Here is a 23539-nt window from a genome sequence, read left to right as displayed (position 1 = left end):
TCGGAAGGCATGATCCCCGGTCGGCCGGGCACTCGCGATACGGAGCGGGTCGCCGCGCGCCCCGTACCGAGGGGTGCACGGGCACCTGCTCCCTGTCTTGGAGGAGTCTGCAGTGAGTGATGCACATGAGGTCGAGGAGGGCTGCGAGGCCCCGGACGCGCCGGGGGCGGCGGGGGCACGGCGGACGGGTGCGACATGTGCGGTCTGAGCGGTGAGATACGTTTCGACGACCGCCGGCCCGACGTGGCCGCGGTGGAGCGCATGACCGACCATCTGGCGGCCCGTGGCCCCGACGGCCGGGGCATCTGGTCGCAGGGCCCGGTGGCCCTGGGGCACCGCCGCCTCAAGATCATCGACCTGTCCGAGCGCGGCGCCCAGCCGATGGCGGACGCCGAGGCCCGGCTGACGGGCGTGTTCAACGGCTGCGTGTACAACTACCAGGAGCTCCGGCGGGAGCTGGAGACCCTGGGACACCGGTTCTTCTCCACCTCCGACACCGAGGTGGTCCTCAAGGCGTACCACCAGTGGGGCGTCGACTGCGTCGACCGCTTCAAGGGCATGTTCGCCTTCGTCATCGTGGAGAACGACACCGGCCGGGTCGTGCTCGGCCGCGACCGGCTGGGCATCAAGCCGCTGTACCTGTCCCACGCGCCCGGCCGGCTGCGCTTCGCCTCCACCCTGCCCGCGCTGCTCGCGGGCGGCGGCGTGGACACGTCCCTGGACCCGGTGGCCCTGCACCAGTACCTGAGCTGGCACGCCACGGTGGCGGCCCCGCGGACCGTCCTCAACGGGGTGCGGAAGCTGCCGCCCGCCACGGTGCGCGTGGTGGAGCCGGACGGCTCGTACCGCGACCGGGTCTACTGGCAGCCGTCGTACACCCGCCGCGCCGAGCACGCGGGCATGGACGCGGGCGACTGGCGCGACGCGGTCCTGGACGCGCTGCGGACGGCGGTGCGCCGCCGGATGGTCGCCGACGTGCCGGTCGGCGTGCTGCTCTCCGGCGGCCTCGACTCGTCCCTGATCGTCGGGCTCCTCGCCGAGGAGGGCCAGAAGGACCTGGCCACGTTCAGCGTGGGCTTCGAGGCGGAGGGCGGCGAGGAGGGCGACGAGTTCTACTATTCGGACCTGGTCGCCCGCCGCTACGACACCGCGCACCACCAGCTGATGGTCCCATCGGACCGCGTCTCGACCGCCCTGGACAGCGCGGTCCTGGCCATGAGCGAGCCGATGATCAGCCATGACGTGGTCGCGTTCCACCTGCTGTCGGAGCTGGTCTCCAAGGAGGTGAGCGTCGTCCAGAGCGGGCAGGGCGCCGACGAGGTGTTCGCCGGCTACCGCTGGTACCCGGACCTGGCCTCCGTGCCGCGCGAGGGGGAGCCGGAGCGGTACGCGGAGGTGTACTTCGACCGCCCGCACGCCGACTTCGCCCGGATCCTCCAGCCGCACCTGCTGACCGGCCGCGACGAGTCCGGCCTGTTCGTCCACGAGCACATGGCGGCGCCGGGGGCCGAGACCGCGCTCGACGCGGCGCTGCGGCTCGACACCCACGTCATGCTCGTCGACGACCCGGTCAAGCGCGTGGACAACATGACCATGGACTGGGGCCTGGAGGCCCGGGTGCCGTTCCTGGACCACGAGCTGGTCGAGCTGGCGGCGGCCTGCCCGCCGGAGCTGAAGCTGGCCCAGGGCGGCAAGGGCGTCCTGAAGGACGCGGGCCGCAAGCTGCTGCCGCGCGAGGTCGTGGACCGGCCCAAGGGGTACTTCCCGGTGCCGGCGATCCGCCACATGGCGGGACCCGTCCTCGAACGGGTGCGTCAGGCGCTGTCGGCGCCGGAGGCACGCGCGCGGGGCGTCTTCCGGGACGAGTACGTCGCCGAGCTGCTCTCCGCCCCCGACCACCACCGGACGAAGCGAGGAGCGAACGCCCTGTGGCACGTAGCGTTGCTGGAGATATGGCTGCAGACGCACGGGATCGAGTGAGCGGACCGATGTCGGCGGCGCCCGTACCGGTGCCGCTGGCCGACGCGGCCGGGGCCCGCGACACGCCCCGGCCGCTGGTCGCGCACGGCTGCTGGTACCCGTCCGTGGACCCCACGGGCGAGTGGGTGGCGTTCATCTGCGACCGGACGGGCGTCCCCCAGCTGTGGACCGGGGCGGTGAACGGCCCGGAGATCCACCTCCTCGACGCGGACCCCGATCCGGTCACGGAGGTGGCCTGGTCCCCCGACGGGCGGTGGATCGCCTACACGGTCGCGCCCGGGGGCGGCGAGCACACCCGCGTCCTGTGCGTACGGCCGGACGGCACCGGCCGCCGGATCGTGGCGGGCGCGGACGCGGGCAGCTCCGCGTACCTGGGCTGCTGGACGCGCGACGGCTCGGCCGTGGCGGTCACGGTGGCCGAGCCGCCGCCCCCGGCGGGCCTCGCCCTGCGCCGGGAGCCGGCCGTCCCGGACCCCGGGACGGCGTTCACGGACCTGCCCCCGGGCTGGGCGGAGCGCGACGGCCCGGCCACGCTGCTGGGAGGCGCCGGGCACGGCGAGGTGGGCCCGGGCCTCGGGGAGGACGTACGGCCGGACGGCAGCGGGAGCGGGCCGGACGGCGGGGCACCGGACCGGCTCACCGCGTATCTGGTCGATCCCGACGGGCTCGGGTCGCCCGTGCTCGTCGCCGCCGAGTCGGGGGCCGCGACGCTGCGGGTGTGCGACGTCGGCGAGGACGGCCGGTTCGCCCTGGTGCGCCGGGGTCCGCGCGGCCGACGGGAGGCGGTGGTGGTGCGCACCGCCGACCTCGCGGCCCGGTCCGTCCTGCGGGTCGGCGACGGGGACCCGTGGATCGGCCGGTTCTCGGGGGACGGCCGCACCCTGTGGCTGCGCAGCGACCACGAGCGGCAGTTCGCGGCGCTCCTCGCGGCGTCCCTCGACGAGGACGGCGGGCGCGTCGGCCTGTCCGTGGTGGCCGAGCGGGAGGGCAGCGACCTGGAACTCCTCGCGTTCGCCGAGGACGGGCGCACGGCCGCGCTCGCGTGGAACGTGCGGGGCGCGAGCGAGCTGGAGACCCTGAGCCTGGCCACGGCGGCCCGGCCCCGGGAGGTGCCGCTGCCGCACGAGGTGGTCACCCGGATCACCCGGGCCGGGCCGGGCGGCGGCATGGTCCTCTCCCTGTCGGGCTCGCAGCGCCGCCCCGGCGTGTGGTGGGCGTCCCCGGGCGCGCTGTCGGCGCGCACGCCCTGGTCGTCGCGGGACGAGGACGCCGTGCCTCCGGGCCGGCCGCCCGTGCGGCCCGTACCGCTGCGGCCGGTGGCCCGCGACGGGCTGCACCTGGGCGGCTGGTACTACCGGGCGCCCGGGCGCGACGCCGGACGACCGGCCCCGTGCGTGATCCATCTGCACGGCGGGCCGGAGGAGCAGGAGCGGCCCGTGTTCGACCCGCTCTACCACGAGCTGCTCGGCCGGGGCCTGGACGTCTTCGCGCCCGACGTGCGCGGCTCGTCCGGCTGGGGCAGGTCGTTCGTGGACGCCGACCTCGGTACGGGGCGGTTCGCGGCGATCGACGACGTGGCCGACTGCGCGGCGCACGTGGTCCTGGACGGCCTGGCCGATCCGACGCGCCTCGCGGTGATGGGGCGCTCGTACGGCGGCTATCTGACGATGGCGTCCCTCGTGTGGCACCCGGAGCTGTTCCGCACCGGGGTCGCGGTGTGCGGGATGTCGGACCTCGCGACGTTCTTCGCGGGGACGGAGCCGTGGATCGCCGAGTCGGCGGCGCACAAGTACGGCCATCCGGTGCGCGACCGGGAGCTGCTGCGCGCGCTGTCCCCGATGAGCCGGGTCGACGAGCTGCGGGTCCCACTGCTCGCGGTGCACGGCGAGCACGACACGAACGTGCCGCCGGGCGAGTCGGAGCAGATGGTGCGGGCCGCGCGGGAGCGGGGCCTCCCGGCGGAGATGCTCACGCTGCGCGACGAGGGGCACGAGTTCCGGCGGGCGGACAACCGGCGGCTGTTCCGCCGGGCCGCCGCCGACTGGATGCAGCGGCACCTGGGCCGCTGAGCGGCGCGTTCCCTCACCGTCCGCGATCGGGCGGTCGCACGCGTGTGACCTGCGGAAAGCGGTGAGCGCAGGACCGATTTCCGCCGCCGATCGGGGGTAGTCGGAGGACATGATCACTATTGGGGTCGAGGAAGAGTACCTGCTGCTCGATCCGGACACATGCCTTCCGGTGCCGCTCGGTGACCAGGTGCGGGCGTCCGCCGGACTGCAACCGATCGTCGAGGGCTCCGAGGTCCAGTCGGAGCTGCTCCAGGCCCAGGTGGAGGTCGCCACGCCCGTCTGCACCGACCTGGAGGAGGTCGGCGGCCACCTGCTGCGCCTGCGGCACGCGCTCGGCATGGCGGCGGAGAAGCACGGCTGTCTGCTCGCCGCCTGCGCGACGGCCCCCTATCGGGAGACGGCGCCCGTGCCGGTCACCCGGAAGGCCCGCTACCTCGCGATGTCCTCCCAGGCCCCGCAGCTCGTGGCCGAGCAGTTGGTCAACGGGATGCACGTGCACGCTGCCGTGCCGGACCGGGAGATGGGCGTCGCCGTCCTGAGCCGCATCCGGGTCTGGCTGCCGGTCCTGGTGGCCATGTCCGCGAACTCGCCCCTGTGGGACGGCGGCGACACCGGGTTCGCGAGCTGGCGGACGGTGATCTTCGGCCGGTGGCCGGTCAGCGGCCCACCGCCGCGCTTCACCTCGCTCGCGGACCACGAGGAGCGCGTCCAGGCGCTCCTCGACACCGGCATCATCACCGACACCGGCCAGCTGTACTGGCAGGCCCGCCTCTCCGACCGGTACCCCACGGTCGAGGTGCGGTGCGCCGACGTCCAGCTGCGCGCCGACGAGGCGGTCATGTTCGCCGGGATCGTCCGCGCGCTGGTCGCCACCGCGATCGACGAGGAGAAGGCCGGGGTCCCGCTCCCCGACTGCTCGTCCGAACTCCTCCAGGCGTCCAACTGGCACGCCGCCCGGCACGGTCTGAGCGGCCTCCTGGTCGACCCGGAAGGGCGGTCGCGCCGGGCGGGCGACGTGCTGTGCTCGCTGCTCGACCACATCAGGCCCGCCCTGGACGAGTCCGGCGACACCCGCGAGGTGTCCTCCCTGCTGCACCGGCTGCTCCAGGAGGGCACCTCGGCGGACCGCCAGCGCCGCGCCCTGGCCGAGGGCGGCCTGCCGGACCTGGTCAAACTGATCACCACGGAGACGGTCGCTCCCTGATCACGGCGAAGCCCTTCCCCTCCTCCGGCTCATCCCCGGAGGAGGGGAAGGGCTTCGCCGTCGCGCGGTTCGCGGCGCTGTTCGAGCCAGAAGAGGTAGCCGCGCAGGTAGTCCTCCAGCCCGTCGTCGATGTGGGCGACGAAGTCCCGGTGCCCCCGGGCCGCGTCGTGGTAGTGCGGGAGGTAGGCCGGGTCGGCGTTGAACCCCCAGTGGGGGTGGGCGTCCGCTCCCCAGTCGGCGGCGATGGCGACGGCCCACTCCCGGACGCGGCCCCGGTCCCGCCACCGGTCACGGACCGCCTCCACCGTCCAGTGGTCGTCGCCGTCCCAGTTGTAGCCCCGGTACAGCTCCAGCCGGCAGCCGTGGACCAGGTTCTCGGTCTGGTACGCGTCGACCGGCTGGCGGTAGACGAACTCGAAGCCGAAGCCGCCGCCCAGGTCGTCGTCGTAGGCGATGTGGTCCGGAGCCTCCCTGCGCCCGAGGGCCAGGCTGTCGGTCTCGGCGGCGTAGAACGGCCCGGGCACGTTGCGCCGGTTCCGCTGCTCCCACACCCCCGTGAAGAGTTCTTCCGCCTTCTCCCCGACGTCCTCGACCACTCGGCGGGCCGTCGGCAGCGGATTCCGGTATCCGGTCACGGCCCCATCCTGCACGGCGGCGCCGGACCCGGGCGACGGGCCCCCGGGGAAAACACGTGTCGGCGCGGGGCGCGGTCGTCCTGCCGTGGGCCCGTGCACCGGCGACGCGGACGTGACAGGCGCCCCGCTCCCCGACGGCGGACGACGGGCGGCCCCCCGCCCGGCCGGCCCTTCGCCGTCGCGGGGGCCGACGTCGTGCTCGTCGGGTACTCCCCCGCCGGACAGCGGGACTTCGCCGCCCTGATGGACGCGGCCGCCGCCGAACTGGCGGCCCGTGGTGCCCGGGTCGTGGCACGGGCCGTGCAGCGTCGTGGCGTCTCCCGGGGCGGGGTGGCGAAGACGGCCCTGCCGCTCTCCCCCCGAACGCTCCTGAGCGGCGGGAAGGTCCGTGAGGTGGCGGAGATCCGCGAGCGGACGGGGGCCGACGCGGTGGTCCTCCTGAACCCGCTGACGGAACGGCAGCGGCACGCCCTCGCGGAATGCTTCGGCTGCCCGGCGGTGGGCCTCGCCGAGGTCCTCGCGCCGGTCCGACCGGTACCGCCGCCCCCGCCCGGTCGTTGACGGCGGGCTCGCGCACGCGGCCCGGCCCGGACGCCGATCCGGATCCGCATCGTGGGCGTCCGGCCGCCCACCACGTGGACGGCCGGGTGGGGGAACTCCCCACCCCTCCGACGTATCCGCTGGTCAGAGGGGTACGGAGGGTGTGTCAGGTGGCGCAATACTGCGGCAACACCACGGCGGCCGGTCCGCCGCTACGTTCCGTGTCATGCCCGCCGAACCCGCTCCCGCCGCCCGCCCCGTCGCCGCCGCCCGCCGTCGGCGCCTCCGGGCGGACCGGGCGCGGCAGCTCGCCGACCTGCTGCGCCACCAGATCCTGGCGGGCGGCTTCCCCGGTGGGGTCCTGCCCCTGGAGGACGTCATCGCGGCCGACTACCGGGCCAGCCGGAACACCGTGCGGCAGGCCCTGGACCTGCTGCGCGGCGAGCAGCTGGTCGACCGGCAGCCGGGGGTCGGCACGGTGGTGGTCTGCGAGAAGTACCCGCACGGCCTGGACCGGCTCCAGGGGCTCGCCGAGACCCTGCACGAGCACGGGAGGGTCACCAACGAGGTGCGGACCGTGGGGCCGGTCGGGGCGCCGGGACCGGTGGCCCACCGGCTCGGGCTTCCCGAGCACTCCGACGTGCTGTGCATCGAGCGGCTGCGACGGCTCAACGGGCTGCCGCTCTCCCTGGACCTGTCCTACCTGCCGATGGACGTCGGGGCCGCGCTGCTCGACTGCGACCTGGAGAACACGGACGTCTTCCGGCTCCTGGAGCAGCTGACCGGGTCCCCGCTCGGGCACGCGGAGATCACCCTGGAGGCCGTCAACGCCGACGCGCATTCCGCCGCCGTGCTCCAGGCCCCGCGCGGGGCGGCCGTCCTGATGCTGGAGCGGCTGACCCGTCTGCCCGACGGGCGGCCGGTGGACCTGGAGTTCATCCGCTTCCGCGGCGACCGCATCACCATGAGCGGCGTCCTGCGCCGCGCCCTCTGAGTCCTGACGACACACCAGCCGTTCCCTGGAGACAGCCATGCCCCTGGTCCCCCAGCGCGCCGACGTGCCCGTGACCATCGACGAGTCGAAGTGCATCGACGGCTGCACGCTCTGCGTCGACATGTGTCCGCTCGACTCGCTCGCGATCCGCGAGGAGGACGGCAAGGCGTACATGCACGTCGACGAGTGCTGGTACTGCGGCCCGTGCGCGGCGCGCTGCCCCACCGGCGCGGTCACCGTCAACATGCCCTACCTGCTCCGGTGAAAGGCCGAACCCCCATGCCCACGCCCCTGTCCACGAAGAGACTCGCCCTCCCCCTCGCCCTCCTCCTGCTGCCCCTCGCCACCGCCTGCGGGTCCGGCGCCGACGACGGGGCCGGGGCGAAGTCGGTGACGGTGACCGTCGGTTACCAGTCGAAGACCATCAACACCGTCACCGCCGGCACCCTGCTGCGCTCCCTCGGCTACTTCGAGGAGGAACTCGCGGCGCAGGGCCGGAAGGACGGCGTCGCCTACCGGGTGAACTGGCAGGACTACGCGACCGGGGCCCCGATCACCGCGCAGATGACGGCGGGGAAGATCGACATCGGTTCGATGGGCGACTTCCCGCTGCTCCTCAACGCGGCGCGCGGCAAGCAGCTCAAGCAGCCGACGCGGCTGGTGTCGGTGACCGGCTACAACCTGCGGGGCGGTCTCAACACCGTGGTGACCGCGCCCGGTTCGCCGCTGCGGTCGCTGACGGACCTGAAGGGCCGCAAGGTGTCCACCAGCGTCGGTTCGGCCGCCGACGGCACCCTGGTCCGGGCGCTCCAGCGGGCCGGCCTCGACCCGGCGAAGGACGTCCGGAAGCTCAACCAGCAGCCGAGCGTGGGCGCTTCGGCCCTGGCGGCGGGCAGCGTCGACGCGCTGTCCCAGTTCGTCGCCTGGCCCGGTCTGCTCGCCTTCCAGGGCCGGGCGACGGCGCTGTACGACGGGGCCGAGCTGGACCTGCCGACCTTCCACGGCGTCACCGTGCGCGAGAGGTTCGCGAAGGAGCGGCCGGTGGTGCTCGACGCGTTCCTGCGGGCGCAGCGGCGGGCCACGGACGAGCTGCGCGCCCGGCCGGTCGCGTCCGCCGAGTCGGTGGCGAAGGAGACCGGGCTGCCCGCCGAGGTGGTCTACCTCTACAACGGCGCCCGGGGCATCGCCACCTTCGACCCGGCGCTCCGCCCCGAGCTGGTCGCGGCGCTCAAGGAGGACGTGCCGGTCCTGGCGGCGGCCGGCCTGGTGGAGGAGGTCGACGTGGACGCCTTCGTCGACGCGGCCCCGCTGGAGCGGGCGGTGCCGGCCGCCGCCTACCCGGAGGCCGCCGCCGCGAAGCCGGAGCTGTGGCTGAAGGGGCAGGGCTCGACCCGTACGTTCGATACTCCCGGCGGGCTCCTGAAGGCGGTCGCGGAGGCCGGGGCGGACCGGGTGCGGGCCGCGTACGTGCCGGACGCGGTGACCGGGACGCCCTGGTTCGCGGACCGGGCCGTGTGGGTGCGGGACGGCCGCGAGTGGCGCGCCTTCGTGACCCGGGCGGGCGCGGAGCGGTACGTCGCCGGGCACGCCGGCGCCCGGATCGTCGGGTACGCGCAGGCCGTGAGGTCGGCGTCGTGAGCGCGGGAAGGACCGCGTCCGCGCGCACGGGCCCGTCGCCCGCGGTCCGCCGTCTGGTCCGGATCGCCTCGCCGCTCGCGGCCCTCGGCCTGTGGCAGCTGCTGACCTCCCTGGACGTCAACCTGTGGCTGCGGTTCGAGCAGTTCCCCACGGTCGTGGAGGTCGCCTCCGCGTTCGCCGACCGGGTCGGCACCGGGGCGTACTGGCAGGACCTCGGGCACAGTCTGCGCCGGATCGCGGTCGGCTTCCTGCTCGCGGCCGTCCTCGGAGTGGCGGCCGGGACGGCGGTGGCCCGGTCCCGGTGGGCCGCCGACGTCCTGGGCCCGCTGGTGGAGGCGGTGCGGCCGGTCCCGGCCATCGCCCTGGTGCCGGTGGCGATCCTGCTGCTGCCCACCAACGAGCAGGGCATCGTCTTCATCACCTGCGCCGCCGCCCTCTTCCCGGTCCTGGTGTCGACCCGGCACGCGGTGCGGGCCCTGAGCCCGGTGTGGGAGGAGGCCGTGCTGACCCTGGGCGGCAGCCGGGCCCGGGTGCTGTTCTCGGTGGTCCTGCCGGGCGCCCTGCCGGGGATCTTCGGCGGTCTGTCCGTGGGGATCGGCGTCTCGTGGATCTGTGTGATCTCGGCGGAGATGATCTCCGGCGAGTACGGGGTGGGCTACCGCACCTGGCAGGACTACACGGTCGTCGACTACCCGGGGGTCTTCGTCGGCATGGCCACCATCGGCGCGCTGGGGTGGCTCACCTCCACCGCCGTGGAGACGCTCGGCCGCCGGGTCACCGCCTGGCTGCCGCGCCCGGCCGAGCGGGGCGGGCCCGGACCCGGCCGGACGGCGGGCGTCCCGGCTCCCGCCGCCCCCGCCCGTACGCCCTCCCGTTCCGTACCCCTGCCCGAGAAGGAGCCGGTGCCATGAGCGCCACGAGCACGGCCGGCGCCACGGGCGCGGAACTCGCCCTGCACGACGTGCGGTTGGGGCATCCGGACGGGTCCGCCGTGTCCGGTCCCGTGGGGCTGCGGATCGCGCCCGGCGAGCTCCTCACCGTGGTCGGTCCCTCCGGCTGCGGCAAGACGACCCTGCTGCGCACGCTCGCCGGGCTGCTGCCGCCCCTGGAGGGGCGGGTCACGCAGGACGGGGAGCCGGTGCGCGGGCCCGGCGCCGACCGGGCGCTCGTCTTCCAGCACGACGCCCTGCTGCCGTGGCGGACGGTCCGCGCCAACGTGGAGCTGCCGCTCGCGATCCGCCGGGTCCCCCGGGCCGAGCGGCGCCGTTCGGCGGAGGAGTGGCTGGAGCGGGTCGGGCTCGGCGGGCACGCCGCCCGGCTGCCGCACCAGCTGTCCGGCGGGCAGCGGCAGCGGGTCCAGCTGGCCCGGGCCCTGGCCGGGCGGCCCCGCGCGGTCCTGATGGACGAGCCGTTCGGCGCGCTCGACGCGCACACCCGGGCCGGGATGCAGGACCTCCTGGTGGAGATCCTGCGCGGGACGGGCGCGACCGTCGTCTTCGTCACGCACGACGTGGACGAGGCGCTCCACCTCGGCGACCGGGTCGCCCTGTTCGCGTCCGGCGAGGTCCTGGACGTCCCGCATCCGCGCGTGCGGGACGCCCTGCGCGCGCCCGCGACGGCCGCGCTGCGCCGCCGCGTCCTCGACTCCCTCTGACGCCTCCTCCGGCCGGCCCCGCCGGCTCCTGAGCACCTCGAAAGGCATCCCCCGTGGACACCCCCCTGACCGTCCCCGACCTCGCCGACGCGACCGAACTCTCCTGCGACGTGCTCGTCGTCGGCGGCGGGACCGCCGGCACGATGGCCGCGCTGACCGCCGCCGAACGCGGGGCGAGCGTGCTGCTCCTGGAGAAGGCGCACGTCCGGCACTCCGGCGCCCTCGCCATGGGGATGGACGGCGTCAACAACGCGGTCGTGCCGGGCCGGGCCGAACCGGACGACTACGTAGCCGAGATCACCCGCGCCAACGACGGCCTCGTCGACCAGTCCACGGTCCGGCAGACGGCGACCCGGGGCTTCGCGATGGTCCAGCGCCTGGAGTCGTACGGGGTGAAGTTCGAGAAGGACGAGCACGGCGAGTACGCGGTCCGGCAGGTACACCGGTCCGGCTCGTACGTGCTGCCGATGCCGGAGGGCAAGGACGTCAAGAAGGTCCTCTACCGGCAGCTGCGGCGGCGCGAGATGCGGGAGCGGATCCGGATCGAGAACCGGGTCATGCCGGTCCGGGTCCTCACCCACCCGGACGACGGGCGGGCCGTCGGCGTCGCCGGTTTCCACACCCGTACGGGCGAGTTCACGATCGTGCGGGCGGGGGCCGTGATCCTGGCGACGGGCGCCTGCGGGCGGCTCGGCCTGCCCGCGTCGGGCTATCTGTACGGCACGTACGAGAACCCGACGAACGCGGGCGACGGCTATGCGATGGCGTACCACGCGGGGGCGGCGCTCACCGGGATCGAGTGCTTCCAGGTCAATCCGCTCATCAAGGACTACAACGGTCCGGCCTGCGCCTACGTGGCCAATCCGTTCGGCGGGTACCAGGTGAACCGGCACGGCGAGCGGTTCGTGGAGTCGGACTACTGGTCGGGGCAGATGATGGCCGAGTTCGCGGCCGAACTCGCCTCGGACCGGGGGCCGGTGTACCTGAAGCTGAGCCATCTGCCGGAGGAGACCGTCGGCGCCGTCGAGTCGATCCTGCACACCACGGAGCGGCCCACCCGGGGCACGTTCCACGAGGGGCGCGGCCACGACTACCGGACGCACGACATCGAGATGCACATCTCCGAGATCGGCCTGTGCGGCGGCCATTCGGCCTCGGGGGTACGGGTGGACGCGCACGCCCGGACGACCGTGCCCCGGCTGTACGCGGCCGGGGACCTGGCCTCCGTGCCGCACAACTACATGATCGGCGCGTTCGTCTTCGGCGACCTGGCGGGCGAGGACGCGGCACGGTACACGGCGTACGAGGGGGAGCTCGACCGGCGGCAGATCGCGGACGCGCACGAGTTGGTCTACCGGCCGCTGCGGAACCCGTCCGGTCCTCCGCAGCCGCAGGTCGAGTACAAGCTGCGGCGGTTCGTCAACGACTACGTGGCGCCGCCGAAGACGGGTGCGAAGCTCTCCCTGGCGGTGGAGGCGTTCGACCGGATGTCCGGGGAGATCGCCGGGATGGGGGCGCGCACGGCCCACGAGCTGATGCGGTGCGCGGAGGTGTCGTTCATCCGGGACTGCGCGGAGATGGCGGCGCGGGCCTCGCTGGCCCGGACGGAGTCGCGCTGGGGGCTCTACCACGAGCGGCTCGACCACCCGGAGCGGGACGACGAGGGCTGGCTGCACCACCTGGACCTGCGCAAGTCGGCTTCGGGGGCGATGGAGTTCACGGCGCGGCCGGTGGAGCCGTATCTGGTGCCGGTGCCGGAGTTCGCGCCGCCGGGCGGACCCGAACGGCACCTGGGCGAGGTGGAGCTCGTGCCGGTGGCCACGGCGGGGCCCCGGGACGCGGTCCCGGCGGCGCGGCCGGTCGCGGAGGCGCGGCCGGTCGCGGACGCGGTCGTCGCGCCGGCGCCGGAGGACCCCGCGACGACGGCCTCTCCCCGGCTCCTGGAGCTGCTCGGCCTGGTCGAGGACTCCCCCGGTCTGGACGTGCTCGGCCCGTATCTGGACGACGCCGATCCGGCGGTGCGGGCCGCCGCCGTCGCCGCCCTCGGGGAGACCGCTCCGGCCGGGACGGGTCCCGCGCTCGCCGCGCGGCTGCGGGACGGTGCGCCCCGGGTGCGGGCCGCCGCGGCGGCGGCCCTGCGCGAGCTGGTCGAGGTGCTGCCGGCCGAGCCGGCGCTCGGGGACGGTCTGCGGGAGGCCCTCGGCGTGCCCGACCCGGCCGTACGGACCGCCGCGCTCGACGTGCTGCGGGCGCTGCGGCTCGGGGACGCCCCGCTGTACGCGGCGGCGCTCGGCGCGGCGGAGGTGGACGTGCGGGTGGGGGCCGTCCGGGCGCTGGTCTCGGTGGACGCGGTCGCGGAGCTGGCGCGGGCCGCCGCCGACCCGGCGCGCGAGGTGCGGGTCGCGGTGGCCCGGGGTCTCGCGGCCGTGCGGGATCCCCGGCCGGGGCCGCTCGCGCCGCTGCTCGACGACGCCGATCCGCTGGTCGGGGGCGCGGCCTTCGCGGCCCTGGCGGGCACCGGCTGCCCGCCGGAGTACGCGGTGCGGGCCGCCGCCGCGCTCGGCGCGCCCGCCTGGCAGGTGCGGGCCGGGGCCGCGACCGCGCTCCGGGCGGCCCCGGCGGGCCTCGCCGTGCCGGCCCTGGCCCCGGTGCTCGCGGATCCGAACGCGGACGTGCGGAAGGCGGCCGTCCTCTCGCTCCTCGCCCACCGGGACGACCCGTCCGCCCGGGCCGCCCTGGCCGGGGCGGCCGACGATCCCGACGCGGACGTCCGCGCCTACGCGGCCCGGGCGGCGCACGCGGTCCACTGAGCCTCCCGGGCCGTCGGCCCGCTCCCCCTCGACCGGGTGGTGATCGGCGGCACGTGGGTGAATCCGCGCATGGGGACTCGTGGAACGGGGAAGGGGGCGCACGGCACACTCCGGACGCGGGGGGCACCCTGGTACACGGACGCGCTCTGGACGCAGGACGACGAGGAGGTGGCCCCGGTGGCGGGACCGACGACCGTGGAGGCCATGGGAGCACCGTGCTGGCTGAACCTGTCCGCGCGGGATCTCGGTACGGCGGAGCGGTTCTACGGGGCCGTGCTGGGCTGGACGTTCCGGCGGGGCGCCCTCGGCGACGCGTACGCGGTGGGCGAGCGGGACGGGGTGCCGGTGGCCGGGATCGCGGCCGTGGCGGCGGAGATGCAGGTGCCGGTGGCCTGGACGGTCTTCTTCGCCGTCGACGACGCCGACGCGGCGGTCGCGCGGATCCGTGAGCGCGGCGGCACCGTCGGCGTGGGTCCGATGGCGTTCCCGCCCCGGGGCCGCGCGGCGCTCGCCACCGACCCGGAGGGGGCGGCGTTCGCGGTCTGGGAGGGGCGGCTGGTGTCGCGCTGGGAGATCGGCGAGCGGAAGGCGCCCGCCTGGGTGGAGCTGCACACCCGCAACGCGTTCGACGCGGCCGTGTTCTACGGCGGGGTGCTCCGGTGGGCGGACGCCGTCCCGGGCTCCTGCGAGGTCTCGTACGAGGACGACCGGGTGGTCCTGCGGCGCGACGGCGAGGCGGTCGCCCGGCTGAACAGCGGGCCGGTCGAGTCCGCCTCCCCCCGGCCGCAGCTGCGGCCGCGCTGGCTCGTGCGCTTCCGGGTGCCGGATCTGGAGACGGCGGAGGAGGCGGTCCTGGAGCACGGCGGGTCGGTGGTGCCGGGCGGCGAGTGGGGCGGGGTGCGCGAGCCGGACGGCGGGGTGCGGCGCGCGGTGGTACGGGACCCGGACGGGGCGCTGTTCACCCTGGAGGCGGAGGACTGAGGCCCGGGGGCGTACCCCCTGGGTGTCGGCGAGGGGCCAGGGGGCCGCGAGGCCCTGGGTGTCCGTGAGGGCCCCGGTGAGCGTGTGCTCCACGGTCACCGGGGCCCTTCGGCGTCCGGCGGGCCGCCTCTGCGACCGGCCCGCCGGACGGACGGGCGGCGCCGTCACGGGGTCCGTCCCCACGTGTCCCGCGACGGCCCCGCCCGGTCGGGGGATCAGGCGGTGGCTTCGGCTTCCGCCGTGGAGGGGGCGCGTACGGCCCCGGCCTCCGCCCCGGCGGGACCGGCGGCGGCGAACCGGGCCGGGATGAGGGCGGCGACGACCGCGGCCACGAGGCCGACCCCGCAGCCGATGAGCATGGCGACGCGGAAGCCGTCCTCGGAGGGCAGCGCGTGGCCGCCGAGGGTGGTGGTCATCTGGGCGAGGACGACGCCGATGACGGCGGCGGAGACGGAGGTGCCGATGGAGCGCATGAGGGTGTTGAAGCTGTTGGCCGAGGCGGTCTCCTCCTGCGGCACCGCGCCCATGATGAGCGCCGGCATGGCCCCGTAGGCGAGTCCGACGCCCGTGTTGCAGACGAGGGTGACGGCGAGCAGGCCCCAGGTGGAGCCCATCAGGGCGAGGGAGGATCCGTAGCCGGCGGAGATGACGAGGGCGCCGACGGAGAGCGTGACCTTGGGGCCCCGGGCGGCCGAGAGCTTGGCGCCGAGCGGGGCCAGGACCATCATCATCAGGCCGGCCGGGGCCATCCACAGACCCATGGCCATCATCGACTGGCCGAGGCCGTAGCCGGTGGCCTCGGGGAGCTGGAAGAGCTGGGGGACGACCAGGGACTGGGCGTACATGGCGAAGCCGACCAGGATCGAGGCGGCGTTGGTCATGAGGACGACCGGGCGGGCGGTGACCCGCAGGTCGACGAGGGGGTCGGGGATGCGGAGCTCCCACGCGCCCCAGGCGAGCAGGACGACGGCCGCGGCGGCGAAGAGGCCGAGGGTGGTGGCGCTGCCCCAGCCCCAGCTCGCGCCCTTGGAGACGGCGAGGAGCAGGGCGACGAGTCCGGTGCCGAGACCGAGCGCGCCGGGCAGGTCGAAGCGGCCGGGGGCGGCGGCGCGGCGGCCGGCGGGGACGAGGCGCCAGATCAGGGCGCCGACGAGGACGCTGAGGCCGGCGGCGACCCAGAAGAGGACGCGCCAGCTGGCGTTCTCGGCGACGGCGGCGGAGAAGGGCAGGCCGAGGGCGCCGCCGACGCCCATGGAGGCGCTCATGAGGGCGATGGAGCCGCCCAGCCTCTCCGGCGGCAGGATGTCGCGGAGCAGGCTGATGCCGAGGGGGACGACGCCCATGCCGAGGCCCTGGAGGCCGCGTCCGACGATCATCGGGACGACGGAGGAGGCGAGCGCGCAGACGACGGACCCGGCGACGAGCGGGACCACGGAGACGAGGAGGACCCGCCGCTTGCCGAGGGTGTCGCCGAGCCGGCCGGCGACGGGGGTGGCGACGGCGCCCGCGAGGAGGGTGGCGGTGATCACCCAGGAGGCGTTGGACGCGGTGGTGCCGAGCAGCCTCGGGAGGTCGCCGATGAGCGGCACCACCAGGGTCTGCATGAGTGCGGCCACGATGCCCGCGAGCGCGAGGACGCCGACGACGCCTCCGGGTCGGGCGTCGGGCTTGGAGCCGTCCACGTGTTCTCCCTAGGTCTTCATGACGATGAGCATGCATCATGCACATCACATGCTGAATACACAAACCATGCATGATGCACATCGCATCGCCGCGGGAGAGAATGACCCCATGGACAAGCCCGTGGACAAGCCCGTGGACAAGCCCACCGATCTGGTCGAGTTCGAGACCATGCTGCTCGGCCGGCACGCGCACCTGTACGCGCCCCGCTCCCGCGCGGGCGGCGGCCGGCTCGACCGCAGCGCGTACGTCCTGCTGAGCCGCATCCGGATGCACGGGCCGATGTCCATCGGGCAGCTCGGCGAGGCCTTCGGCCTCGACGCGTCCACCCTCAACCGGCAGACCGCCGCGATGCTGCGCGCCGGGGTCGTGGAGCGCATCCCCGACCCGGACGGCGGCATCGCCCGCAAGTTCCGCATCACGGCCGAGGGCGAACGCCGCCTGGAGGCCGACCGCACCTCGAACATCGCGGGCCTGGAACGCGTGATGGAGCACTGGTCCCCCGAGGACGTCTCCCGCTTCGCCGCCTTCCTGGAGCGCTTCAACCGCGACATCGAACGCCTGGAGGGCCGGCCCTGGCCGCGCCCCTGAACGGGTTTATCCGATTGCGGGCCCGGCAGGGTGCGGCACACCGTCAGCGCGACGGCCGACGGCGACGTGCCCGGGTACGTCGAGGAGTTCCTCGCCGCGTACCGGTCGCGCGCGCCTGCGAGCCCACCGTCCTGTCGCCGTTCCGGCGGGAACTCGACGACGAGGCCCTGCAGGCGTTCCCGCTCTCCTAGGACGTGGTGTACGCGGGCGGCGGCAACACGGCGAACCTGCTTGGGGTCAGGCGGGTCCACGGCGGTGACCCGCGTGCCGGGGGCCCGGCCGTACCGGGTGGAACCGGACGGAGACGGTGGCGCCCGGGAGCCGGCCGTGGCCTGCCGTCCGCTCGTCACAGGTCCCTGAGAACGGACCGGTCGCCGGCCGCGCGTCCGGGTGGCCCGGCGTCGCCACGGCCGCGCCGGTTATGCCCGCCGAGGCCCGGCCCGCCGTGTCCAAACCCTTTACGCACAGGGCGACCGGCGGTAACTTCCGGCCAGCGCAAGATGTTTCTGCAACTTTCCGACTGCGTTTCCAGAAGGCTTCGCCCTCCTTCCCGGGGAGAGGTCTGCCCGGAGGCGCGGCCCCCGCCTGGAGATTCAGATGACACGCACCCGCCCACGGTCACCGGCGCGCCCCCTCGCCGTCCTGGCCGTCGCCGCCGGCGTCGTCGGCCTCGTCGCCGCACCGCCCGAGACCCCCTCCCCGCGCACCGCCCCCGTCGCCGCCGCCGTCGAGAACACGGCGACGGTCTACTATTGGACGAAGACGAAGAACTGGGCCCGGTACAACCTGCATTACGCGCCCGACGGCGGCTCCTGGACCACCGTCCCCGGCACCGCCATGGAGGCCGCCTGTACGGACTGGGTGAAGAAGACCGTCCCCCTCGGCGCGGCCGCCGGCCTCCGGGCCGCCTTCAACGACGGCGGCGGCACCTGGGACAACAACGGCGGCCGGGACTACGCCCTGGGCACGGGCGCCGTCACCGTCAGGGACGGGGTCGTCGCCCACTCCGACCCCTGCGCCGACACCCCGCCCGCCGAGTCCCGCAAGGCCACCGTCTACTACTCCACCGCCTCCCTCGGCTGGTCCACCGTCAACGTCCACTACCAGCCGGCCGGCGGCGCCTGGACCACCGCTCCCGGCGTCGGTATGCAGGCCGCCTGCGCCGGCTGGTGGAAGCGGGAGCTCGACCTCGGGACGGCCACGGGCCTCAAGGCCGCCTTCAACAACGGCAACGGCACCTGGGACAACAACGGCGGCTCCGACTACGCCCTCGGCACGGGCGTCTCCACCGTCCGGAACCGGACGGTGACGCCGAACGCCGCCGACCCCTGCGCCGCCACCCCGCCCGACACCCGGGCCCCCACCGTCCCCGCCGGTCTCACCGCGAAGGCCGACGGCACCTCCGTGCTGCTCGCCTGGAACCCGTCCACCGACGACCGGGGCGTCACCTCGTACCAGGTCACCCGCACCGGGGGCGGCGGCGGGGCGGTCGTCACCGACGTCGGGTCCACGGTCTTCTCCGACACCGGCCTGGCCGAACGGACCGCCTACACCTACACGGTGCGGGCCGTGGACGCCGCCGGGAACGTCTCCGCCGCCTCCTCCCCCGCCACCGCGACCACGGGCGAGAAGCCCGCGACCCCGGCGACCGGCAAACCGCTGGGCACCGACCCGCGCAAGGACCCGATCTACTTCGTCCTCACCGCCCGCTTCCACGACGGCGACCCGTCGAACAACCGGGGCGGGAGCCAGCACGCCAAGTCGGGCAACGCGGCCCACGACGACCCCATGTTCCGGGGCGACTTCAAGGGCCTGATCCAGAAGCTCGACTACGTCAAGGGCCTCGGCTTCTCGGCGATCTGGGTCACCCCGGTCGTCCTCAACCGCTCGGACTACGACTACCACGGCTACCACGGCTGGGACTTCTACAAGGTGGACCCGCGCCTGGAGTCCGCCGGCGCCTCCTACCAGGACCTGATCGACGCCGCCCACGCCAAGGGCATGAAGATCTACCAGGACGTCGTCTACAACCACTCCTCCCGCTGGGGCGCCAAGGGCCTGTTCACGCCCACCGTGTACGGCGTGCGGGACGCCCAGTGGAGCTGGTACTACGACGAGAAGCAGCCGGGCTTCGAGTACGACGGCCTGACGGTCGACCCGAAGAGCGGCAAGTCGTACTACAACGGCGACCTGTGGTCGACGGCCGAGCCGACCGGCAACACCTGTGTGAACTGGGGGAAGCCGACCGGCGGGAAGAGCGCCGAGGGCTACACCGTCTACAACTGCCAGTGGCCGAGCCCCACGTCCGGCATGTTCCCGAAGGCGCTCTACCACCAGTGCTGGATCGGCAACTGGGAGGGCGAGGACTCCCGCTCCTGCTGGCTCCACGAGGACCTGGCGGACTTCGACACGGAGAAGCCGGCCGTCCAGAACTACCTGATCGGCGCGTATAACAAGTACATCGACATGGGGGTCGACGGCTTCCGCGTGGACACCGCCGTGCACATCCCGCGTACCACCTGGAACCGCCGCTTCCTGCCCGCGATCCAGGAGCGGGTGGCCCAGCGCCACGGCGCGGAGGCCGCGAAGAACTTCTTCGTCTTCGGCGAGGTCGCCGCCTTCGTCAACGACAAGTGGAACCGCGGCTCGGTGAACCACTCGGCGCAGTTCTACACCTGGAAGGAGCGCAAGGAGTACGACCTCGACGACGGCAAGGCCGCCCTTGAGATGTACGACCACGAGCAGCAGCGGGGCACGGGCGACCAGCCCACCTCCACCAACGCCTTCCTGAACGGCAACAGCTACCACGCGCCCGACCACAGCCGCTTCTCCGGCATGAACGTCATCGACATGCGCATGCACATGAACTTCGGCGACGCGCAGAACGCCTTCTCCAACGGCAAGGACTCCGACGACAGCTACAACGACGCCACCTACAACGTCGTCTACGTCGACAGCCACGACTACGGCCCCAACAAGTCGAGCGAGCGGTACGCGGGCGGCACCGACGCCTGGGCCGAGAACATGTCCCTGATGTGGACCTTCCGCGGTATCCCGACGCTGTACTACGGGTCCGAGATCGAGTTCCAGAAGGGGAAGAAGATCGACTGCGGGCCGTCCTGCCCGCTCGCCGACACCGGCCGCGCCTACTTCGGCGCGCACCTCGCCGGCTCCGTCACCGCCTCCGACTTCTCCACGGTGGCGTCGGCGTCCGGCACGGTCGCCACCACCCTCCAGCAGCCCCTGGTCCGGCACGTGCAGCGGCTCAACCAGATCCGCCGGGCGGTCCCCGCGCTCCAGACGGGCCAGTACTCCACGGAGGGCGTCTCGGGCGGCATGGCGTTCAAGCGCCGCTACACCGACGCGGGCACGGACAGCTTCGCGCTCGTCACGGTCTCGGGCGGCGCCACCTACACCGGCATCCCGAACGGCACGTACACCGACGCCGTCACCGGTGACGTCCGGACCGTCACGAACGGCACCCTCGCGGTCGCCGCGCCCGGCAAGGGCAACCTGCGGGTGTACGTCCTGAACGGCCCCGGCCGGATCGGCACCGCCGGGCCGTACCTCAAGTAGCGGCGCCCGGAACGCCGGCCGGGGCCCGTACGGGGTCCCGGCCGGCGGCTACGCCAACGGCGCGCGGTGCAGGGCGATCAGGAGGCGCCAGACCCGGTGGGCGACCTCCTCGGGGGCGCCCTCGACCAGGCCGTGCAGCCAGTCGGCGAGTACCCCGGCGAAGGCCGCGGCCACGGCCGACGCGACGAGGCCGGGCTCCGGGGCGCCGACCAGGGCCCGTTCGGCGAGGCTGCGGGCGCGCAGGTCCTCGTGGAGGACGAGGCCGAGCGGCCCGCCGCCGCCCGGGCGGAGCAGCTCCCGGTAGAGCCCGGCGTGCGGGGCGAGTCCGGCGAAGAAGGCGAGCAGCGCGGGCGGCGGGGTCGCCGGGTCGGGCAGGCCGCGCCAGGCGTGCAGGGCGTCGACCGCGTCGCGGACCACGTCGGCGCAGGCGTCGACGGCCAGCGCCTCCAGGTCTCCGTAGTGGAGGTAGAAGGTCGCGCGGCCGACCCCGGCGCGGCGCACCAGGGCGGCGACGGTGACCTCGGCCAGCGGGGTGTCCGCGCAGGCGTCGAGGAGGGCGCGGCGGAGCCGGGCCCGGGTCCGGGCGGCGCGGGGGTCTTCGGCGGCCGGGGTCACCGGGCGAGCAGGACGGCGCCGAGGGCCAGCGCGCCGGGGAGCGCCTGGGCGAGCAGGATGCGGCGGTTCGCGGTGAGGCCGCCGTACACGCCGGCGACGAGGACGCAGGAGAGGAAGAAGACCTGGACCCGGTGGCCCGTGGGGTCCCCGGCGATCAGGCCCCAGACGAGGCCGGCGGCCAGGAAGCCGTTGTAGAGGCCCTGGTTCGCGGCGAGCGGGGCGGTCGCGCGGGCCAACTCGGCGTCGAAGCCGGACAGTCCGCGCCCCGGCGCCCTCTCCCACAGGAACATCTCCAGAACCAGGATGTACACGTGCAGGGCGGCCACCAGGCCCACCAGCACGTTCGCCGTCGTCTCCATCGCCGTCTCCGCCGCTCACATTTACTGGACAGGTGTCCAGCATACATGGACAGGTGTCCGGGAAATTTCGTCGTCTTGACGCTGTTCGATCAAAAGTGCGTAACGCGAACGGGCTTCTCGGACAGAACACTTCCTTCCGGGGGGCGATTCTGGGATCTTGCGTCCACCCCACACATCACAGGGCCCGGCAAGCGCCCCAGGCGCCACCGGGCCATCGGAGGACGCAATGTTTTCCCTCATATCCGGCCGTACGGCCGGCCGGTCGAGAACCTCGGCCATATCCGTCGCGGCCCTCGGCACGATCGTGGCCCTCGCCACTCCCGCCGGACTCGCCCACGCAGCAACGTCGGACACCGCGCCCGTCGCGGCCCGTTCGACGGGGGCGAGCACGGCCACCACCCCGAGCACGGCCACCACCACGGGCAAGGCCGCCACCGCGGGCAAGGCCGCCACCGCGAAGGCGGCTCCCGCCGCCGCTCCGGCCGCCTGGGCCGCGGGCACGCGCGCGTACCTGGTGATCACGGCCCCCGGCGGCACCGCCGCCGTGAGCGGCTCCGTGGCCGCCAAGGGCGGTTCGGTCTTCGCGACCTACGACGCGATCGGCGTGATCGTGGCGCACTCGACGTCCGCGTCGTTCGCCGCCTCGATGCGCACGGTCTCCGGCGTCCAGCAGGTCGGCGCGACCCGGACGTCCGACGTCCCGGCCGACGCCTACAACCCGGCGCTCCCGGCCAACCCGTCGCAGTCGACGACGACGCTCACCGAGTCCAACCGCTGGGACATGACGCAGATCAAGGCCGACCAGGCCTGGGCGGTCACCACCGGTTCGGCGTCGGTGAAGGTCGGCGTCCTGGACACCGGCGTGGACGACCAGCACCAGGACATCGCGCCCAACTTCAACGCCGCCGACTCGGCCTCCTGCGCCTACGGCAAGGCGGACGCGCGGGCGGGCGCCTGGCGGGACGTCGACACCCACGGCACGCACGTCGCGGGCACGATCGCGGCCGCCAAGAACGGCAAGGGCGTCATCGGCGTCGCGCCGGGCGTGAAGATCTCCTCGGTCCGCATCGCGGAGCCGGGCAGCACGCTGTTCTTCGCGGAGAACACGATCTGCGGCTTCGTGTGGGCCGGTGACCACGGCTTCAAGGTCACCAACAACAGCTACTACACGGACCCGTGGCAGTTCAACTGCCCGGACAACCTGGACCAGGCCGCCATCATCGAGGGCGTCCGCCGGGCCCAGGAGTACGCCGAGGGCAAGGGCTCGCTCCAGGTCGCCGCCGCCGGCAACTCCAACTACGACCTGGCGAACAAGACGACCGACACGGCGAGCCCCAACGACTCGACCCCGGTCACCCGCACCATCACGAACGCCTGCATCGACATCCCGACCGAGCTGCCCGGCGTCGTGACCGTCGCCGCGCAGGGCAACGGCGGCGCCAAGGCCTCGTACTCGAACTTCGGCAACGGCGTCATCGACATCGCGGCCCCCGGCGGCGACGGCTCCTCGGGCGTCTACTCGACGCTCCCGGGCGGCAAGTACGGCAACCTGAACGGCACCTCGATGGCGTCCCCGCACGTGGCCGGCGTCGCGGCGCTGATCGCGAGCGTGAACCCGTCCTTCACCCCGGCGCAGATCCGGGACCAGCTGGGCGTCCAGGCGACCGACCGGGCCTGCCCGTCGGACACCCGCTGCAAGGGCACCACGACCAAGAACGGCTTCTTCGGCGAGGGCGCGGTCGACGCCCTGAAGGCCGTCGGCGGCTCGACCCCGCCGCCCGGGAAGTACTTCGAGAACCTGACGGACGTGACGGTCCCCGACAACACCACGGTCGAGAGCTCCCTCACCGTCAGCGGCGTGACCGGCAACGCGCCGGCCGCCCTCAAGGTGGGCGTGGACATCAAGCACACCTACATCGGCGACCTGAAGGTCGACCTGGTGGCCCCGGACGGCAGCGTCTACACGCTGCACAACCGGACCGGCGGCAGCGCGGACAACATCGTCCAGACCTACACCGTCAACGCCTCCTCCGAGGTGGCGAACGGGGTCTGGAAGCTCCGTGTGAACGACAACGCGAGCCAGGACTCGGGCAAGATCGACGCCTGGAACCTGACCTTCTGACACCGCGCGACCCCCTGACGGGGCCGGAGCCGCCACGGCTCCGGCCCCGTTCGCGCGTCCGGGAGAAAGGTTTCGGAAACAAGTCCTTACC

18 protein-coding genes are annotated in these 23539 nt (G+C 74.2%); 14 read left to right on the top strand and 4 right to left on the bottom strand.

The annotated features are described in order from the left end of the window. The first annotated feature begins 195 nt into the window (after positions 1-195). The 3 genes from ACIQD7_RS24785 (at position 196) to ACIQD7_RS24775 (ending at position 5253) form a co-directional block, all read left to right on the top strand. Positions 196-1980: an N-acetylglutaminylglutamine amidotransferase gene (locus tag ACIQD7_RS24785; RefSeq protein ID WP_402444299.1), complete on the top strand. Its 1785-nt coding sequence runs from the start codon at positions 196-198 to the stop codon at positions 1978-1980. Then, positions 1953-4049 carry a S9 family peptidase gene (locus tag ACIQD7_RS24780; RefSeq protein ID WP_402444297.1) on the top strand — a complete coding sequence of 699 codons (2097 nt, stop codon included), beginning with the start codon at positions 1953-1955 and terminating at the stop codon, positions 4047-4049. The genes ACIQD7_RS24785 and ACIQD7_RS24780 overlap by 28 nt, the downstream gene beginning before the upstream one ends. Positions 4050-4158: 109 nt before the next feature. Continuing rightward, complete coding sequence (locus tag ACIQD7_RS24775) at positions 4159-5253, top strand: glutamate--cysteine ligase (protein ID WP_121833385.1); 1095 nt, start codon at positions 4159-4161, stop codon at positions 5251-5253. A gap of 29 nt (positions 5254-5282) precedes the next feature. Here ACIQD7_RS24775 and ACIQD7_RS24770 read toward each other — a convergent pair whose 3' ends face one another. Then, complete coding sequence (locus ACIQD7_RS24770) at positions 5283-5888, bottom strand: hypothetical protein (RefSeq protein WP_402444296.1); 606 nt, start codon at positions 5886-5888, stop codon at positions 5283-5285. Between the two features lie 195 nt (positions 5889-6083). On the opposite strand from ACIQD7_RS24770, the gene ACIQD7_RS24765 reads away from it, so the two are divergent. The 8 genes from ACIQD7_RS24765 (at position 6084) to ACIQD7_RS24730 (ending at position 14505) form a co-directional block, all read left to right on the top strand. Next, positions 6084-6449, top strand: a complete 366-nt coding sequence (locus ACIQD7_RS24765) for a hypothetical protein (RefSeq protein ID WP_402444295.1) — start codon at positions 6084-6086, stop codon at positions 6447-6449. Positions 6450-6654: 205 nt separating this feature from the next. After that, complete coding sequence (locus ACIQD7_RS24760) at positions 6655-7422, top strand: GntR family transcriptional regulator (RefSeq protein ID WP_402444293.1); 768 nt, start codon at positions 6655-6657, stop codon at positions 7420-7422. 37 nt (positions 7423-7459) lie between these two features. Continuing rightward, positions 7460-7687 (top strand): ferredoxin family protein, encoded by a 228-nt coding sequence (locus ACIQD7_RS24755; protein WP_030313017.1) that lies wholly within the window; start codon positions 7460-7462, stop codon positions 7685-7687. A gap of 14 nt (positions 7688-7701) precedes the next feature. Continuing rightward, entirely contained in the window at positions 7702-9060 is a 1359-nt protein-coding gene (locus tag ACIQD7_RS24750) for an ABC transporter substrate-binding protein (RefSeq protein WP_402444290.1), read from the top strand. Between the two features lie 53 nt (positions 9061-9113). Further along, positions 9114-9971, top strand: coding sequence for an ABC transporter permease (locus tag ACIQD7_RS24745; protein WP_402444594.1), 858 nt, complete (start codon positions 9114-9116; stop codon positions 9969-9971). Continuing rightward, positions 9968-10714 carry an ABC transporter ATP-binding protein gene (locus ACIQD7_RS24740; RefSeq protein ID WP_402444288.1) on the top strand — a complete coding sequence of 249 codons (747 nt, stop codon included), beginning with the start codon at positions 9968-9970 and terminating at the stop codon, positions 10712-10714. Before ACIQD7_RS24745 ends, ACIQD7_RS24740 begins: the two co-directional genes overlap by 4 nt. Before the next feature lie 53 nt (positions 10715-10767). Beyond that, the gene (locus ACIQD7_RS24735; RefSeq protein WP_402444286.1) at positions 10768-13524 is read left to right on the top strand and encodes a fumarate reductase/succinate dehydrogenase flavoprotein subunit; all 2757 of its coding nucleotides are present in this window, start codon (positions 10768-10770) and stop codon (positions 13522-13524) included. Between the two features lie 204 nt (positions 13525-13728). Continuing rightward, positions 13729-14505, top strand: a complete 777-nt coding sequence (locus ACIQD7_RS24730; RefSeq protein WP_402444592.1) for a VOC family protein — start codon at positions 13729-13731, stop codon at positions 14503-14505. Positions 14506-14720: 215 nt separating this feature from the next. Here the strand turns inward: ACIQD7_RS24730 and ACIQD7_RS24725 are convergent, their stop codons facing one another. Next, on the bottom strand, positions 14721-16187 hold the full coding sequence (locus ACIQD7_RS24725; RefSeq protein ID WP_402444284.1) for an MFS transporter: 1467 nt from the start codon (positions 16185-16187) through the stop codon (positions 14721-14723). Between the two features lie 133 nt (positions 16188-16320). On the opposite strand from ACIQD7_RS24725, the gene ACIQD7_RS24720 reads away from it, so the two are divergent. Both ACIQD7_RS24720 and ACIQD7_RS24715 read left to right on the top strand, forming a co-directional pair. Beyond that, entirely contained in the window at positions 16321-16776 is a 456-nt protein-coding gene (locus ACIQD7_RS24720) for a MarR family winged helix-turn-helix transcriptional regulator (RefSeq protein ID WP_383407454.1), read from the top strand. A 597-nt stretch (positions 16777-17373) separates the two neighbouring features. After that, positions 17374-20352, top strand: a complete 2979-nt coding sequence (locus ACIQD7_RS24715; RefSeq protein ID WP_402444282.1) for a carbohydrate binding domain-containing protein — start codon at positions 17374-17376, stop codon at positions 20350-20352. A gap of 48 nt (positions 20353-20400) precedes the next feature. Here the strand turns inward: ACIQD7_RS24715 and ACIQD7_RS24710 are convergent, their stop codons facing one another. Together ACIQD7_RS24710 and ACIQD7_RS24705 are read right to left on the bottom strand one after the other, a co-directional pair. Beyond that, on the bottom strand, positions 20401-20967 hold the full coding sequence (locus ACIQD7_RS24710) for a TetR/AcrR family transcriptional regulator (RefSeq protein WP_121830776.1): 567 nt from the start codon (positions 20965-20967) through the stop codon (positions 20401-20403). Beyond that, positions 20964-21326, bottom strand: a complete 363-nt coding sequence (locus ACIQD7_RS24705) for a DUF1304 domain-containing protein (RefSeq protein ID WP_402444280.1) — start codon at positions 21324-21326, stop codon at positions 20964-20966. The genes ACIQD7_RS24710 and ACIQD7_RS24705 overlap by 4 nt, the downstream gene beginning before the upstream one ends. Positions 21327-21552: 226 nt before the next feature. Between ACIQD7_RS24705 and ACIQD7_RS24700 the strand changes: the two genes are divergently transcribed. Beyond that, the gene (locus ACIQD7_RS24700) at positions 21553-23448 is read left to right on the top strand and encodes a S8 family peptidase (RefSeq protein ID WP_402444279.1); all 1896 of its coding nucleotides are present in this window, start codon (positions 21553-21555) and stop codon (positions 23446-23448) included. The last annotated feature ends 91 nt before the right edge of the window (positions 23449-23539 follow it).

The organism is Streptomyces sp. NPDC093071, assembly GCF_044754545.1.
Taxonomy (GTDB): Bacteria; Actinomycetota; Actinomycetes; order Streptomycetales; family Streptomycetaceae; genus Streptomyces.
The sequence above is the reverse complement of the archived record's forward strand: the minus strand, read 5'-3'. Positions and strand labels throughout refer to the sequence as shown.